Annotated in this window: 17 protein-coding genes; 5 read left to right on the forward strand and 12 right to left on the reverse strand. The window is 35.7% G+C overall.

Translation table 11 applies throughout. The features are described 5' to 3' along the window. Positions 1-31 precede the first annotated feature (31 nt). From NST00_RS02250 to NST00_RS02290, 9 genes are all read right to left on the reverse strand, one after another. Positions 32-325 carry a DUF6509 family protein gene (locus NST00_RS02250; protein ID WP_016837592.1) on the reverse strand — a complete coding sequence of 98 codons (294 nt, stop codon included), beginning with the start codon at positions 323-325 and terminating at the stop codon, positions 32-34. A 150-nt stretch (positions 326-475) separates the two neighbouring features. Further along, positions 476-1,291, reverse strand: a complete 816-nt coding sequence (locus tag NST00_RS02255; RefSeq protein WP_026019012.1) for a metallophosphoesterase — start codon at positions 1,289-1,291, stop codon at positions 476-478. Between the two features lie 84 nt (positions 1,292-1,375). Beyond that, positions 1,376-1,759: a Na+/H+ antiporter subunit G gene (locus NST00_RS02260; protein WP_016837590.1), complete on the reverse strand. Its 384-nt coding sequence runs from the start codon at positions 1,757-1,759 to the stop codon at positions 1,376-1,378. Further along, the gene (locus tag NST00_RS02265) at positions 1,737-2,021 is read right to left on the reverse strand and encodes a Na(+)/H(+) antiporter subunit F1 (RefSeq protein ID WP_016837589.1); all 285 of its coding nucleotides are present in this window, start codon (positions 2,019-2,021) and stop codon (positions 1,737-1,739) included. The genes NST00_RS02260 and NST00_RS02265 overlap by 23 nt, the downstream gene beginning before the upstream one ends. After that, positions 2,021-2,503 carry a Na+/H+ antiporter subunit E gene (locus tag NST00_RS02270; protein WP_016837588.1) on the reverse strand — a complete coding sequence of 161 codons (483 nt, stop codon included), beginning with the start codon at positions 2,501-2,503 and terminating at the stop codon, positions 2,021-2,023. The genes NST00_RS02265 and NST00_RS02270 overlap by 1 nt, the downstream gene beginning before the upstream one ends. An 11-nt stretch (positions 2,504-2,514) precedes the next feature. Further along, positions 2,515-3,996 (reverse strand): Na+/H+ antiporter subunit D, encoded by a 1,482-nt coding sequence (locus tag NST00_RS02275; RefSeq protein WP_339289465.1) that lies wholly within the window; start codon positions 3,994-3,996, stop codon positions 2,515-2,517. Continuing rightward, positions 3,989-4,327 carry a Na(+)/H(+) antiporter subunit C gene (locus tag NST00_RS02280; RefSeq protein WP_016837586.1) on the reverse strand — a complete coding sequence of 113 codons (339 nt, stop codon included), beginning with the start codon at positions 4,325-4,327 and terminating at the stop codon, positions 3,989-3,991. Before NST00_RS02280 ends, NST00_RS02275 begins: the two co-directional genes overlap by 8 nt. 3 nt (positions 4,328-4,330) lie before the next feature. Further along, positions 4,331-4,753 carry a Na(+)/H(+) antiporter subunit B gene (locus tag NST00_RS02285; RefSeq protein WP_016837585.1) on the reverse strand — a complete coding sequence of 141 codons (423 nt, stop codon included), beginning with the start codon at positions 4,751-4,753 and terminating at the stop codon, positions 4,331-4,333. Further along, positions 4,743-7,151, reverse strand: coding sequence for a Na+/H+ antiporter subunit A (locus tag NST00_RS02290; protein WP_168412483.1), 2,409 nt, complete (start codon positions 7,149-7,151; stop codon positions 4,743-4,745). Before NST00_RS02290 ends, NST00_RS02285 begins: the two co-directional genes overlap by 11 nt. 229 nt (positions 7,152-7,380) lie before the next feature. On the opposite strand from NST00_RS02290, the gene NST00_RS02295 reads away from it, so the two are divergent. Continuing rightward, positions 7,381-8,064 (forward strand): histidine kinase, encoded by a 684-nt coding sequence (locus tag NST00_RS02295; RefSeq protein ID WP_026019010.1) that lies wholly within the window; start codon positions 7,381-7,383, stop codon positions 8,062-8,064. A 105-nt stretch (positions 8,065-8,169) separates the two neighbouring features. Beyond that, entirely contained in the window at positions 8,170-8,898 is a 729-nt protein-coding gene (locus NST00_RS02300) for a DUF421 domain-containing protein (RefSeq protein WP_016837581.1), read from the forward strand. Between the two features lie 46 nt (positions 8,899-8,944). Here NST00_RS02300 and NST00_RS02305 read toward each other — a convergent pair whose 3' ends face one another. Beyond that, positions 8,945-9,643: a CBS domain-containing protein gene (locus NST00_RS02305; protein WP_340709607.1), complete on the reverse strand. Its 699-nt coding sequence runs from the start codon at positions 9,641-9,643 to the stop codon at positions 8,945-8,947. Positions 9,644-9,885: 242 nt separating this feature from the next. Between NST00_RS02305 and NST00_RS02310 the strand changes: the two genes are divergently transcribed. The 3 genes from NST00_RS02310 (at position 9,886) to NST00_RS02320 (ending at position 13,329) form a co-directional block, all read left to right on the forward strand. Then, positions 9,886-10,806, forward strand: a complete 921-nt coding sequence (locus tag NST00_RS02310; RefSeq protein WP_016837579.1) for an EamA family transporter — start codon at positions 9,886-9,888, stop codon at positions 10,804-10,806. Between the two features lie 67 nt (positions 10,807-10,873). After that, positions 10,874-12,397 carry an argininosuccinate lyase gene (argH, locus tag NST00_RS02315; protein ID WP_026019009.1) on the forward strand — a complete coding sequence of 508 codons (1,524 nt, stop codon included), beginning with the start codon at positions 10,874-10,876 and terminating at the stop codon, positions 12,395-12,397. After that, positions 12,394-13,329: an N-acetylglucosamine kinase gene (locus NST00_RS02320; RefSeq protein WP_016837577.1), complete on the forward strand. Its 936-nt coding sequence runs from the start codon at positions 12,394-12,396 to the stop codon at positions 13,327-13,329. The genes argH and NST00_RS02320 overlap by 4 nt, the downstream gene beginning before the upstream one ends. 84 nt (positions 13,330-13,413) lie before the next feature. On the opposite strand, the gene NST00_RS02325 is transcribed toward NST00_RS02320, so the two are convergent. Then, on the reverse strand, positions 13,414-14,679 hold the full coding sequence (locus NST00_RS02325) for a transglutaminase domain-containing protein (protein WP_016837576.1): 1,266 nt from the start codon (positions 14,677-14,679) through the stop codon (positions 13,414-13,416). A 153-nt stretch (positions 14,680-14,832) separates the two neighbouring features. Beyond that, positions 14,833-15,549 carry a glycosyltransferase family 2 protein gene (locus NST00_RS02330; protein WP_016837575.1) on the reverse strand — a complete coding sequence of 239 codons (717 nt, stop codon included), beginning with the start codon at positions 15,547-15,549 and terminating at the stop codon, positions 14,833-14,835. Positions 15,550-15,613: the final 64 nt, after the last annotated feature.

The raw sequence follows: 15,613 nt of genomic DNA on the forward strand, positions 1-15,613 counted from the left end.
GAATGATAGGGTCTTTTTCTCTTATGATATACTATTCACCTTGTTGTGCTAATCGCTCTTTACAGAAATCTAATAGGTACTGCTCTTCGTCTTCCTCTAATGCTAATTCAATATATTTTTCATCTTGCTTATCCATAATAAAATAATTGATAATAAATGGCCCTTCCCCATTATCGCCTACAAGAAGGCGGATTTGTGTTCCTGCACTAGAATATAGTTCGTCTTCCTCATCCACTTCTATGTCCAACAAAAATTCGTAGCGTCTTCCCTCAATTATACCAGTCGGATCAATTAATTCTTCCATTGTAAAATCAATGATATTCATATACATTTTCTCCTTTAAATTATTCCTAAAAATTCTAATTACAATCATAATCAAAAATGGATAATGGTCAAATATCTTCTCATATTCATAAAACAATTTACAACAAAAAACCGCCTCAATTTGAGACGGTTATATTTTGAGCATAACAGCTTATTTCGTCTTTAACTCTACAACGACAATCTCAGGCAAATTAAAAATTCGATAAGGTACTCCACTATTGCCTAATCCTCTATTCACATTCATCGTCGTCCCATTCTCTTCATAAAATCCCGCAGTGTATACAGGGAAAAACCCTTGTCCAGGCGCTACTAAGCCTCCAACAAAAGGAATTCTAATTTGACCTCCATGGGCATGTCCTGTAAATATCAAGTCTAATTCATTTTTTACATAAATATCAAACTTTTCCGGACGATGGGCAAGTAGCATTGTAAACATATCTTTCGGAACAGTTGATAATGCAGTATTTAACATAGTTTGCGTATCAGTCCCATTGAGAGGATCTTCAATGCCCGCTATAGCAATTCTTTCTCCTCCCCGTTCAACCCATGTCGCAGCGTTCGGTAAAATATGTACTCCTATTTCCTCAAGGGCATTATAAATTTCCGTTACTTGATTAATTGCTACTTCATGATTACCAATTACATAGTACACATCCGCGATTTTTACAAATTCACGGACAGCTAATAAACTCTGTTGTAAATTATAACGATTGCTGTCAATAAGATCTCCCGTAATAAAAATGACATCTGGATTTGTTTCCCGTACTTTTTCAACTAATTTTTCTTGATTTTCACCAAATAAAGCATCATGCAAGTCAGATACTTGAGTAATTCGAAAACCGTTAAATGAATCAGGAATTTCATCAGATTCATATATTTGTTCCGTTATGACAATCCAATGATTATTTACGTACAAAAACAAATATAAACCGACAATTAACAATATCAGTGTTAGTAACTTTTTCAAAACCATTCGCTCAATTCTATTCTTAGTTTTCCAAATGTCCATTCATTATAATATTGCTATACAATTAGACAATCAAGTATGAACTTACTCTGATTGTTTAGTTGGTAAAGGTTCTTTCTCTCCAAATAATACTGGCTTTAATTCGTCTTCACCTGAACCCTCAGCTAGTGGCACCCCAGAGCGATAGGCTGCTCGTATCACAAGATGAGTGGATACGGGGGAAGTGATAAATACAAATAGAATTCCTAACAACAATCGAACACTTATATATCCATCTTGAACCCAAATGTAAAAGAATGAACCCACTAAACACGATAGAACAGCTAGTGTAGCGCTTTTTGCTACAGCGTGAGCACGAGTATATACATCAGGAAAACGAAGCATTCCAAATGCGCTAATCACACTAATGATTGAGCCAATAAAAATAATGATAACACTGAACCACTCAATGATCTGACTTACGATCAATAATGACACCTCTCTCTATATATTTAGAAAAAGCAATTGTCCCAATAAATGCTAAAATCCCTAATATTAATATCGCTTCTAAAAAGGCTGTCGTTTTTAATAAGATTGAAAGTATGGCCATTGATGAAATCAAATTAACACCAATTGTATCAAGAGCAATTGCTCGGTCGGGCATTGTTGGGCCTTTAATAATTCGAATTAAATGCAGTGTAATAGCAACCATAAACAGGGCTAGAGAAATTAGCAATATCATATCGATCATTAACGGGACACCTCCAATATTACGGTCTCAAATCTTCCTAATGAACGAATTAAGTCTTCCTTCTGTCCAATATCCATCGCATGAATATACAATTCATCACCAGATTCTGATATCTCCATTACTACGGAACCAGGAGTTAATGTTAACAACAACGAAAGAGCCGTTACTTCCCAATCATTTTTCAATATTGTCTTGTACTTAAATATACCCGGTGTAATTTTTAAATTGGGGGTTAAAACTTGCTTCATTACAACAAAACCTGAAACAATAAGTTCTCTAAAGAAAATCACCACAAGTTTCATAATTTTCATTGCTCGAACTAAATAAAATTGTGTGCCAAAAAATCGATGCATTACATAAAGAATTCCTATCCCAACGATAAAACCGGTATTAAAAGTCGAAAGTGTCGGTGTAGGCTCGTCTTTGAACAATAGCCAAAGAAGCGCTATAAACAAATTTAAAATAAATTGGGCAAAAAACACCTTCCCACCCCCTAACTTTCACTTAAAATAGCATCAATATAGATAGATGGATTAACAAGGATATTTGTCGCATCTTGTACATAAACTAATAGCTGTTCTGCACCTAGACCAATTGCAATCATGCAAAGGGCTAAAGCAATAAAGGAAGCCATTGAAGCAATCGGAAGCGGTTTTTTATCTTCATTTGTTATAATCGTTTCTCCAAAGAACGAACTTAAGAAGATTTTTAATAATGAAAATAACACGACAAGACTTGATGCAAATCCAAGAAATAATAATACATAGGATCCAGCTTCAATCGACCCTTTACCAATCAACACTTTCCCTACAAACCCGCTAAGCGGTGGGATTCCTACTAAAGCTAACATCGTTAAAAAATAAATCCAGCCAAATAATGGATAATTTCGAATGAGTCCACTCATATGATCTATTAACTTTTCACCCGTTAAGTAAACCATCATCCCTACCAATAAAAACAATAACGCTTTTGCTACCATGTCATGTATTAAGTAATATACAGAACCTGCAATTGCTGATTCCGTGCCAACTGCTAAACCAATTAAAATGAAACCTACAGCAATTACAATATTGTAGGCTGCAATTGTTAATACATTTCGTGAAGCAAGCGCACCCATACATCCTAAAATAATAGTTGCTCCTGCAAAAATTCCGATAATTGTATGAGTCACTTCTGGTTGATGCGGAAACATTAATGTAAAAGTTCGAATCAATGCATACACGCCAACTTTTGTTAGCAGCGCTGCAAATAATGCTTGTACAGCAGTAGGCGGCACAACATAAGAACCTGGCAACCAGAAAAATAGCACTAAACCAGCCTTTAAACTGAAAACAATAAACAATACAAGCGCCACAGTTGTTAGCATTGGATCTTGGCCGGCTTCAGCAACTCGCTCGGCTATATGCGCCATATTCAGCGTTTTCACTGTACTGTATAAATAAGCGAGAGCAATTAGGAAAATAGAAGATCCAATAACGTTTATTAATACATATTTTAATGACTCTCGAAGTTGTACCTTTTCCCCTCCCAATGCCACCAGCACGTACGACGCCATTAACATGACTTCAAAACAAACGAATAGATTAAAGATATCCCCTGTTAAGAAGGATCCATTTACTCCGCCAACTAACAATAAAACAAACGAATAGATGAACATATTTTCATGCCGTTCGCCTATCGTTGAAAAAGCGTAAAGTAAACAGAACACCGTGACAATGCTTGAGGTTAATACCATTAACACTGAAAAAGTATCGGCGACAAACAAAATTCCAAAAGGTGGTTTCCAGCCACTAAAGTCCAATTTTATAATTCCTTCTCTTTGTACAAGCTCTAACAAAAAGAATGATATGATACTAACTGCAATCATCGTGGCAATCGTGATCATTCTTTGTACTACTATATAATTTCTCAAAAATACCAAAATAACTGCAGTAAATATTGGAATAATCAGTGGCAATACTATGATGTTATTCATCTGACATTCCTCTCAATTCGTTAAAATCATCTGAGCCATTCGTTTTATATGTTCGATAAGCTAAAACAAGTAAAAATGCAGTCGTAGCAAAGCTAATAACAATGGCAGTTAAAATCAACGCTTGAGGCAATGCATCAGTAAATGGACCATCTCCATGTCCAAGCAGTGGCACGTTGCCTGTTTTTAATCCCCCTGACGTCATAATGAGCAAATTAACTGCATGGGATAGCACCGCAGTGCCGATAATGATACGAATCATATTTCGAGAGAGGATTAAATAGGTTGCCACAGAAACGAGAATTCCAATAAGTATAATCATTACTTGCTCCATTCACTACTCATCCTCACTTATACTTAAAATCATCGTAACGAGCGTACCAATTACGGTTAATGCAACCCCAGCCTCAAACAACGTTACGGTTGTTAAGTGTTTATCACCTATAAACGGAAATTGAAAATGCCCGTCTGTTTGAGATAAAAAAGGTACGTCTAAATAAATTGCTCCAAGACCTGTTCCCGTTGCAATCAACACACCAAGAGCAGCTACTTTCTTAAAATCAAAGGGCATTTTTTTTTGGATAGTGTCGATATCATACGTTACATAGAGCAAAATGATCCCGGAAGCGAGAACAAGCCCCCCTATAAACCCTCCTCCCGGTGCATTATGACCCGAGAAAAAAAGATATACACCAAGAGTGAGGATGATGAAAATTACTACTTTTACAACCGTCCGCAATATCACATCATTAATTCTCATTCGTTCCCCCTCCTTTTGCTTTTAGCTTGATGAGGGTGTATACGCCTAAACCTGCGATAAATAATACAACCACTTCGAGCATCGTATCGAATGCACGGAAGTCTCCTAAAATTGTGTTTACAATATTTTTCCCACCAGCTAACTCATACGAATCGTTAAAGAAATAAGAAATGGTGATAAATTTTTCATAATTGAGAGCAGCAAAACCTACTAAAGTTACCGTTGCCCCTACAGCTAACGATATGAAAATATTTCTCATTTTTATCCATTTCGGTTGAATCTCTTTTCTTATTTCTGGCAAATGTCTAAAACAAATTAAATAGAGTACCGTTGAAACGGATTCAACGACAAGCTGTGTTAAGGCTAAATCAGGAGCTCGGAAAACAATAAAGAAAAAGGCAACTGAATATCCTAATACACTACTAAGAAATACGGTTGTTATACGAGATTTCGCAAACAATATACCAACGGACGAGGCAATCATAATCAACACTAAAATGATTTCAAATACTTCTAATGACTCCCTATCGACAGGGCTCCAAGAAAATATATCAGTTTGGAGGAAATATCCACCGACAATCATTAAAAACGCTAGAAAAATGTAGACAAAATAATCTGTCAAATTACCTGTCATGTATCGACCGGTAACGCGATTCGAAAAAGATTCACTAAATGAAATGCCATTATTAAATAGTGAATTTAATGATAAATTTTGAGGAAGTGCTCGATAAATTGGCTTCCAACGTTTCAATAATCTGTAAAGTAAAATTCCGACAACGATTACAAAAATCGTCATCCATAGTTCAGGACTAAATATTCCATGCCAAGCATGTATATGCGGCGTTAATTCTTGCGTTGTTGGAAAAGTAGGATAAATACTTGCCATCGCAGGTCTTAAAATATAATGGCCTAGTAGATTTGGGAAAAAGAAAATTCCAACCACAAAAACGATGAGCGTATAAGGAGATATTAACATTCCAATCGGTGCTTCATGAGGATGTTTTGCTAATAGATGCAGCTGAACTTTACCAAAGAATGTTTTACCCACAATGATTAAACAGTAAACAAAAGTAAAGACGCTCGCAATCCATGCAACAATTGGAATTAGAAAACCTATACTATCTAAAGAAAAAATATTTAATTCTTGTATATGAAGGGTTGCAGCAAAGAACATTTCCTTACTTAAAAATCCGTTAAACGGAGGAAGCCCTGCCATTGAAAAACTACCGATAAGTGCGATTGTGAAGGTTAACGGCATAAACGACATAAGTCCACCGAGCCTACGAATGTCGCGCGTCCCTAATTCGTGGTCGATAATTCCGACCATCATAAACAGTGCACCTTTAAAAGTGGAATGGTTTATTAAATGGAAGATGGCTGCAAATGCCGCTTGTGTATAAATAATCGTTTCCGAAGAATTACCTAAGTAGACTGCCACAGAACCCATACCTAATAAACTCATGATAAGCCCGAGCTGACTTACTGTCGAAAAGGCGAGCAACGCTTTTAAGTCCACCTGTTTTACAGCATTGAAGGAACCCCAAAACAACGTAAACAACCCAACGCCTGTTACTAACCAGAACCATAACGCCTCACCACCAAAAACAGGTGTGAGTCTTGCCACTAAATAAATTCCTGCTTTTACCATTGTCGCAGAATGCAAATAAGCACTCACAGGTGTTGGAGCTTCCATCGCATCCGGCAACCAAATATAAAATGGAAATTGTGCAGACTTTGTAAATGCACCTAATAAAATCAATACAAGTGCTGGTACAAACAATGCGTGTTCTTGTATCGCTTCCACATTTCCAATAATCTCACGGATGCTTAATGTTTTTGACATCTCATAGAGCATCAAAAAACCTGCTAGCATAGAAATACCGCCGGCAACCGTAATGATCATTGATTTTCTTGCCCCAGCTCGTGAAGCTTTTCGGTGATGCCAATATGCAATTAGTAAAAACGATGAAACACTTGTTAGCTCCCAAAATCCATATAAAACCATTAAATTATCAGAAAGAACAACCCCTAACATTGCCCCCATAAACAGTAACAGGTAACAATAAAAATGGTATAGCTGTTCGCTTCTGGATAAATAAAAAATCGAGTACAAAATAACTAAACTTCCTACTCCGGTAATGAGTAAACTAAAAATTAAGCTGAGTCCATCTAAATAAGTAGTGAAATGAATACCTAACGAGGGGATCCACTCATGAGTGAAAGCAACAACTTCACCGTCAGATATACGAGGGATGTATGTAGTTAAAAAAAGGAATAATATAAAAGAGACACTCAATACGAGCCATCCTATATATTTTTTGCTAATAAACCTGTATAATACAGGAGTCAATGCAGCAAAAATAAACGGAGTAAGGATGATGGCAACATCAACTGTCACAAGTTCTCTCCTCCCATTACTATATTTACTTGACGAAAACAAATCTACGTAGCATAATAATGTGTCAATAACAATATATACTATTGAATTAAAATGCTTATAACTTAGAAAAATTTAATCCTAGCTACAATTTTAAGTATATAATAAAGCAATTTGTATTTCATTGATTTTGACTGAAAAATAAAGAAGTCTGTTATGATATTAATTTAAGAGGTGCTAATATAAAATGATGAATGGTGTCAAAAAGCAAGCGGATGAAAGTATTTTAGTTTGCGTTTATTATGGATTAAACGGTGAGCGACTCATTCGTAGAGGTCATAAGCTTGCTAGTTTGCTTAATTGTCCATTATATATATTAACGGTTGATTCAAAACCTCTAGACAATTTTGATGCTGAAAAATCCGGTTATATTGAACGTTGGACCGAGTTAGCAAATGAACTAGGGGTTGAAGAATTTATCATTCGGGACAACGAAAAAAGACCGATTCAAAAAGTAATAGCTGAAGTAGCTAGAGAATATAATATTTCCCAAATTATTGTTGGTCAAAGCGCTCAAAGTCGATGGGAAGAGATCACAAAAGGTTCCTTTCTCAATGTATTATTAAAAGAAATTCCTTTTGCAGACTTCCATATCGTTGCAGTAAGCCGACCTACTGAAGATGAGGGCATCGACATGTATGAAAAAGGTGTCCGCGCTTTCATCGTGTCGGAGGGTGAACAATATAAAATTGTATTTACTTGCCCAAAATCCCGCTTTATAGAAGGAATCTTCTTTAAAGAAATTGGCACAGACTTTGATAATGGGATTTTCCGTTTTTCTTACAACAATAAAATGCATGAGTTGAAAATTGAAGAAGACTTCGTATTAAATCCTGAAAAAATTCCAGATGAATATAAACATTACTTAGTGTAAATTTCTCCATTAAAACAGAAGCGTAATAGCGCTTCTGTTATTTTTTTGCATAATCTTGCTTATTCAGCTCATTCTAAATTGAGAAATGAAAGGAGTGGATTCACAATGGAAAATTTTTGGGAAGTTAATTTTTGGCAAATTGTTATCCGAAGTATTGTTGCCTTTAATGTCATCTTAGTGTTAGCAAGAATTATTGGAAAAAAACAATTAAGTCAACTAACTTTCTTCCATTACATCACTGGTATTACTATCGGATCAATTGCTGGTGAAATTACAACGCAAATTGACACTCCTTTTTTTGACGGTATCGTTGCCCTATTATGCTGGACTGCTCTTACTCTCATTATGAGTTTTATTGCAATGAAATCAACTAAAATTCGTGTTCTTGTTGATGATCGTCCTACAATTTTAATTCAAAATGGCGTCATCAATCAAAATGGTTTAAAAAGAGCAAGACTTCACACCGATGAATTAGCAATGTTATTACGTGAAGAAGGCGTTTTTTCATTTGATGAGGTCCATTATGCAGTGTTTGAAACCAATGGTGAATTGAGTGTATTAAAAAAACCTGCTAGAAGTCCCGCTACGAAACAAGACGTCAAAGCGGATTGTTCAATTCCCCCTTACTTCCCAACCGAAGTCATTTCCGATGGGAAGATTGTGAAGAAAAATCTCTCAGAATTAAACTTAACTGAAGAATGGCTGCTAAATAAGCTAAAAAAGAAGAACATCAAAAATATAAAAGATGTTTTTTTCGCACAAGTTTTAGAAAACGGTTCTTTATATGTTTCACTTTATAATGATAAGAAAGGTTTGTCCAAAAAAGCCAATTAAGGACAAACCTTTTATTTATAAACTGTCTAAATGGAGCTATGTATGATTATTGTACTTTCATCAAATCGAGGGGAGTAATGATACCTATTAACTTCTGATGTGGTTTACCATGTTCCGTAATGAGCAAAGCGTCATATCGCTTCCCCCTCTCAACACCTTCTTTAAAAAGCTCTTTGGCATGATATATAGTCAAATATCGACTAATAAACTTATAGTTTACTCGCTTTTTTTCGTAATGCAATATATCTTTCATAGTTGGCATTTCGTAAACTAAGATTTTATGATTTGCTACATCCGCTAACCAGTTGGTAATACCTACTGTAGTAACGAGACCTTGGAATTCCTTCCCTTCATATATCGGGAATTGAGTATATTTTCGTTGTTGAACGATGTCTAATGCTTCTTTTAATGAATCTGTCGTCTGAAAAGTAACTACTTTTTTTCGAAAAACTTGGCCTACTAAACTTGGCCGATCTAATAGTTGATCTATGTACTCGATGCGTTCAACAACTTGTATATGAGGCTCAGCAATGACAAACTCCTCAGATACTCGATGATGCACAATTACATTTCGCAAATCTGCAAAAGTACGTAAATCATCTTCATATTTTTTTACTAACGGACTTTTCTTTTTTGCCAATTCAATTAGGCGATAAAAGGGCAAGTGCTCTCTTGCCTTTACGATTTTTCGCAAAGTGAATGTAATTCGATTAAACGCTAACAGGAAACGATCGGAATTTTTCAATTTTGATACACCACTTCCCTAGTAGATTACTAGTTTCTATTATATTCTAAAATTTTAATTAATTAGAAATCCATTAATATTTTAGCACCCTTATTTTCCGAAAATATCAAAATTTGCTATACTTTTATCATAGAAAAAGCAATCTTTTATAACAATCATTAAAGAATGCTTTATGATTGAAATTTGTATCGATTATAAAGGAATTTTAAACGATAAAAAATTGTTAAGTAGGTTAAGACATCATGAAAATGAATTTTATTTACCCTTTACTTATCATTATTGGAGCTAGTAGTTACGGAATACTTTCAACCATTATTAAAGTAGCAATGGGTTATGGATTTACACCCGATGAAGCTGTCACAAGCCAATATCTGATTGGATTTTGTTTAGCGTTGTTATTATTTGTCTTTACTAAAAGAAAAGTTCCTAAGCTTAAAAAAGAGGAATTCATTACCTTAATATTTGCTGGAATTTTTACAGGTACAACCGGCATTGTTTACGGTAAGTCTTTAAATTACTTACCGGCATCTCTCGCCGTTGTATTGCTCTTCCAATTCACATGGATTGGCATCCTGATAGACTGTATCTTGCGAAAAAGATGGCCGAACCGCCCGGAAATCATTTCCCTAGTCATTCTTTTTATCGGAACGCTGCTTGCCGCTGGAGTGTTTGATGCCGATTTATCAAACATTCACTGGCTAGGTTGGTTTTTTGGTTTTTGTTCAGCTATTAGCTTTGCGATTTTCTTACAAATCAATTCAAAAACAATACAAGGTATTACAACAACCGAAAGAACACTATTTACATCCTTTTTCGCCCTTATCTTGATTAGCATCTTCTTGTCACCAGAAATAGTATGGAACGGTATATTAATAAGAGAGGGGCTTTGGAAATTTGGCTTAATACTCGGTTTCTTTGGAACGATTTTGCCGATTTTCCTACTTGCAACTGCTGTGCCAAAAGTCGGCGGAGGTCTTGCTTCCATCTTAAGCGCCATGGAATTACCAGTTGCTGTCATCGCTTCTGTCATTGTATTGCATGAACCTATTACTCAGTTACAAATTATCGGCATTATTCTTATTTTAACGGGAATCGCGCTGCCAACCGTCATCTCTCAAAGGCAGTCAATGAAATATATTGAAGAGAAGTCAGAAGCCAGTTAATTATTTAGAAGCCAATACCTCTCTTCAAATTACCTTTTTAGCAATAATACTGGGGGCGATTATTGTGATGTTCCATGAGTATAAAAGCCGCATCCATGAATACGAAGGCACTCAATTTCCTTCAAATAGTTATCGAAAAATCGTGCTTCAACCTGCCTATGAAGAAGCAAAAAAACATTTCCTAAAATCAATGGTGCAAATACATATTGCCCATTTAAAAATGCTGGAAGAACAACAACTTGTATCAAAAGATGATGTAAAAAAAATCGGTTTTGCCATTAGTCAACTCGACTTGGAATATTATGAAAAGCAAGATTACAAACCTCAATTTGAAGATTTGTTTTTCCGAATTGAAAATAAACTGATGGAGATTGCTGGAGATGTAGCGGGAAATTTGCATATTGGAAGAAGTCGAAACGATATGGGGATTGCCATTTATCGTATGACAATACGAGAAAAACTTCTTGCCCTTATGGAAGAATTAGTAACTTTGCGAACTTCACTCATCGCCTTTGCATTAGAACACGTAGATACCATCATGATCGGCTATACTCATACACAACAAGCCCAACCAACAACTTTCGCTCACTACTTAAAGGCTGTTATTGACCAACTTACAAGAGATTTTAAACGCATGCAACATGCTTATGCAACGGTAAATCGAAGCAGCATGGGAGCCGCCGCATTAACGACAACAGGTTTCAACATTAATCGCCAACGAATGCAAGAACTGCTCGCTTTTGATGATTTAGTGGAAAATGCATGGGATGCTGTGGCCGGAGCTGATTATATTGCTGAAACAGCTAGTGTTGTGCAACTTGCCGCATTAAATCTTGGACGTACCGCACAAGACTTCTTACAATGGGCAACACAAGAATTTAATGCAATCAGTCTTGCCAGTCCATATGTTCAAGTCAGCTCCATTATGCCACAAAAGCGAAATCCCGTTTCAATAGAACACACCCGTTCACTACTCTCATCGGTTGTAGGGGATGCTTCCACAGTCTTACAAATGATTCATAACACTCCATTCGGGGATATTGTTGATACGGAAGATGATATGCAGCCTTACATTTGGCGTGCAATGGAGAAGCTGCGTGGAATCTATAAACTATTTGGCAGTTTAGTAGTGACAATGGATGTCAACAAAGAAAAATTATTAGAGCGAGCTGAAAGAAGTTTTGCCAACGTTACCCAACTAGCTGATACCCTCGTCATTACTGAAAACATTTCCTTCCGACAATCACATGCAATCGTTTCAAACTGTGTTCGTGCTTTGCTAAAAAATAATAAAGATTCCATTGAAGATTTAACATGGGAGCTAGTCAACGAAAAATGCATTGAACTGACTGATAAGCCATTAAACATTTCTAAAGAAGAATTCTATCAATCTTTAAAACCTACACATTTCGTCAATATTCGAAAATTACCAGGTGGCCCTGCTCCCATGACAATGAGAAAATCGCTCTTAAAAGCAAAAAGGGAAACCCCTTTACTGAATAGATGGATTCAGATTAAAAAGGATGCAATTTTACAAAGTGAAAAACGTTTACAACAATATTTAGATGAATGGAGCAAACAGGAAACATGAATCAGTATATTTTAGCCATTGATGGTGGAGCGACAAAAACCACTTTGTCATTGAGAGATGCTAGTGGAAAGGTATATTTCGAAAAAACATCAACAAGTACAAATTACCAAGCCATTGGCGCAGAAAAGGTAGAAAAAGTATTAACTAATCTATTAAATGAGGCTTATAAAGCTACAGGCATACTGGACATTGCAGTTGCTACCTTTGCCATTGCAGGTGTTGATACACAAAACGGGCTTGCAATAGTTCAACAAATTATCCATCGAAGTTGTGGAAACTCACCCTTCTCTATTCGTCGTACAATTGTTGAAAATGATGTACAGTCCACATTAATAGGATTAACTGGCGGAAAAGCAGGTGCCCTCCTCATTTCAGGTACTGGTTCTGCTGCTTATGCTACAGATGGTCAAGGAAGGATTGAACGCTCTGGTGGATGGGGACATCGGGTTGGAGATGAAGGAAGCGGTTATTGGATTGGAAGAGAGATTTTAAATACGATTTTTCGCTCTGAAGATGGCCGTCTTGAGAAACCTACCGTCCTCACTGACCTAGTTTACGACATGTTACAAATAGACAATATTGAACAACTTAATGATTGGATCTATCAACCAGATTATACAAATGCTCAAGTCGCTAACATTTCGAAAATCCTAACGAAAGCTATTTCCCTTGGAGACGAGCAAGCCATTCAAATCGCTTGCAACGCGGCGAAAGAATTATCGATCATGACAAACGCGGTATTACGGAAAATTGAACCGATTGGTGAAGATTTTATCGTTTACTTAAACGGTGGCATATTGAAACATAATCCGATCATCTTAAATGTCTTTAAAGATTATGTGAAAAAAATATATCCATATATTTCTTTCCATTTATGCACTCAAAATCCGATAGACTATATTGCCAACAGGGCACTTAGTTCATTAAAATAATAGTGGTTTTTCAATTTCGATCAAGTCGGTCGGTACGTTATGACTGGGGCTAACTGGAAGCCCCTTTTTTGTTTCGGTAAATCATCAAAAATTTCGTATCTCCATTTTTTTCAACCCTTCGTCCGTTGCGAATATTAAATAACCATCTTCAACCAATAAGTCACTAACCTTTTCCCGATAGATAATGGATTCATCTGAACCATCAGTGCGTATTCTTGCAAGGTATGCACCCTTTGAATAGTTGCTGAAAAAAATCCATTCACCTAACCCCACGATATATTGTGCTCTACTCTTTGTTAATCGTTTATTTTCCCCGGTCGATAAATTTAATCGATATAAACGATGATCATCCGCAATATTGCTGTAGTAAATATAACCATCCTTTTCATAAGCATGGTCAATTTTCGACATCACAGTGTATTTTTTACTTATCGCCTTAGGATAATCCGCTTCATTCCAACGATGATCAAGTTTCATTGTCGCATCATCAAGGAGAAAATATTGATATCTCACTGCATTACCACGATCAGGTACTGGATCATTCCATGTAGTATCAAGATGATACCATTCCCCATCTACTTTCACTAAGTTCCATGCATGAGGACCTGTATGCACTTCTCCAACTACATATAACGTTTCAATCCCTAAATCTCTTAGCATTTTTAATGCAAGAAGCGCGTATCCTTGGCAAACTCCTTTATTTTCTTTTAACACTGCACATGCACTATGAGGACTTAACGATGTGTCCGTACTATAAACTGTATTTTTTACTATATAATCATTAACAAATTTGACCTTTTCAAAGTCCGACATGGAGTTTACATCGACGCTTGCTAAAATGGCTGCTATTCGTTCATCCACATATTGCTCATGCACAGCATTTGTTAAATATTGTTGCTGCACTTTAATTTTCGCTTTATATTTTCCATATTCATATTCAATTTTTCGATCACTCAAATGCCCTAAAATATAATGATCTCGATTAGAAGCTTCTTCTACTGCTTGTTGAATGATATGTTCAATATCGCTTGTGCTTCCAACATAATGTATTTCAAAGTTTGTTTCCCAATGACTAAAATGATAAAAAAATGCATCTGCTAACTCTTCAACAGATTGCACTTTTTCCGGTAAGTGAACGGTAGCTTGTAAAGCGGATATGGTTGAAGCTGTTTCGTAAATTGTTTCCTTCGCCGTTTTTCCTATCTCTGAAATATTTATGTTCTCCATGGTTGTTATAGCAGAATTGATATCAAGCCAGTTAACTATTTCATCCCAAATTTGTTTGGACAAATCATATGCTGGTTTAATCATGACAAGGAGAATAACAAGAATTATCAATCGCTTTAACAATTACCTTCACCACCTAACACAATAAATTTCTAAGTTCCTTCTCTTTCCTACAAGTATTGCCATTTATAAAAAAAGAAGTACTACCAAAAATGAAAAAGTTGGTAGCCCCTTTGGTAGTACTATAAAAATGTACGATTTTTCGAACAAAAAGTTTCATTCCTGATTTTTTTTATGATACTTTGTGAAGTTTGCAATAATTTGCTGTATGATTTTTTGAGAATTAGTGATCTCATCATAGTGAATAATCGAATTCTTCCTTATTTTAACTCGTCCAATAGGAATTTCGTAAATTGGGATTTTTCTTTTGATTGCTTCCACCAGCATATTAATATCATAATCATAAGAATCCCCGTGTACCTTCAATAACCACGATAATTCTTTTGTCGGAATGGAACGCAATCCTGTTTGAGTATCTAATATTCGCCGATGGAATAATAATTTAAACAATAGTGAGGCTGCTCGGTGACCAATCGCGTTGGATAAAGGCAAGTCTTTTGAACGAAAGTTACGAACACCTAATATAATACCATTAGAAAATACTCTTAAATTTTGTAATATGAGCTTTACATCATCTAATGTATGTTGGCCATGAGCACCTACCGTTAATACGAAATTTGTCTTAGGAAAATATTTTAACACGTAACCAAACCCGGTTTTTAATGCTCTCCCTTTCCCTTTATTATCCTCATGCTTTAATACAATACAATGATCAATCATCGATAGTTCTTGAAAAATATATTGATATTTTGGATCGCTGCCGTCATTCACAATGATCACTTTGTAAATATTTAATTCTAATAAAGCCTTTGTATAGTTAATAAGTGTTGGTAGTGGGTTTAGTGCTGGTATAATAACAATTGGTCGTTCCACAGCTTATTCTCCTTAAAAAGTTTATTAGAACCTATTAATCTATAGTATACTACTTTTATTTATA

Source organism: Ureibacillus sp. FSL K6-0165, assembly GCF_038004285.1.
GTDB classification, from domain to species: Bacteria; Bacillota; Bacilli; order Bacillales_A; family Planococcaceae; genus Ureibacillus; species Ureibacillus thermosphaericus.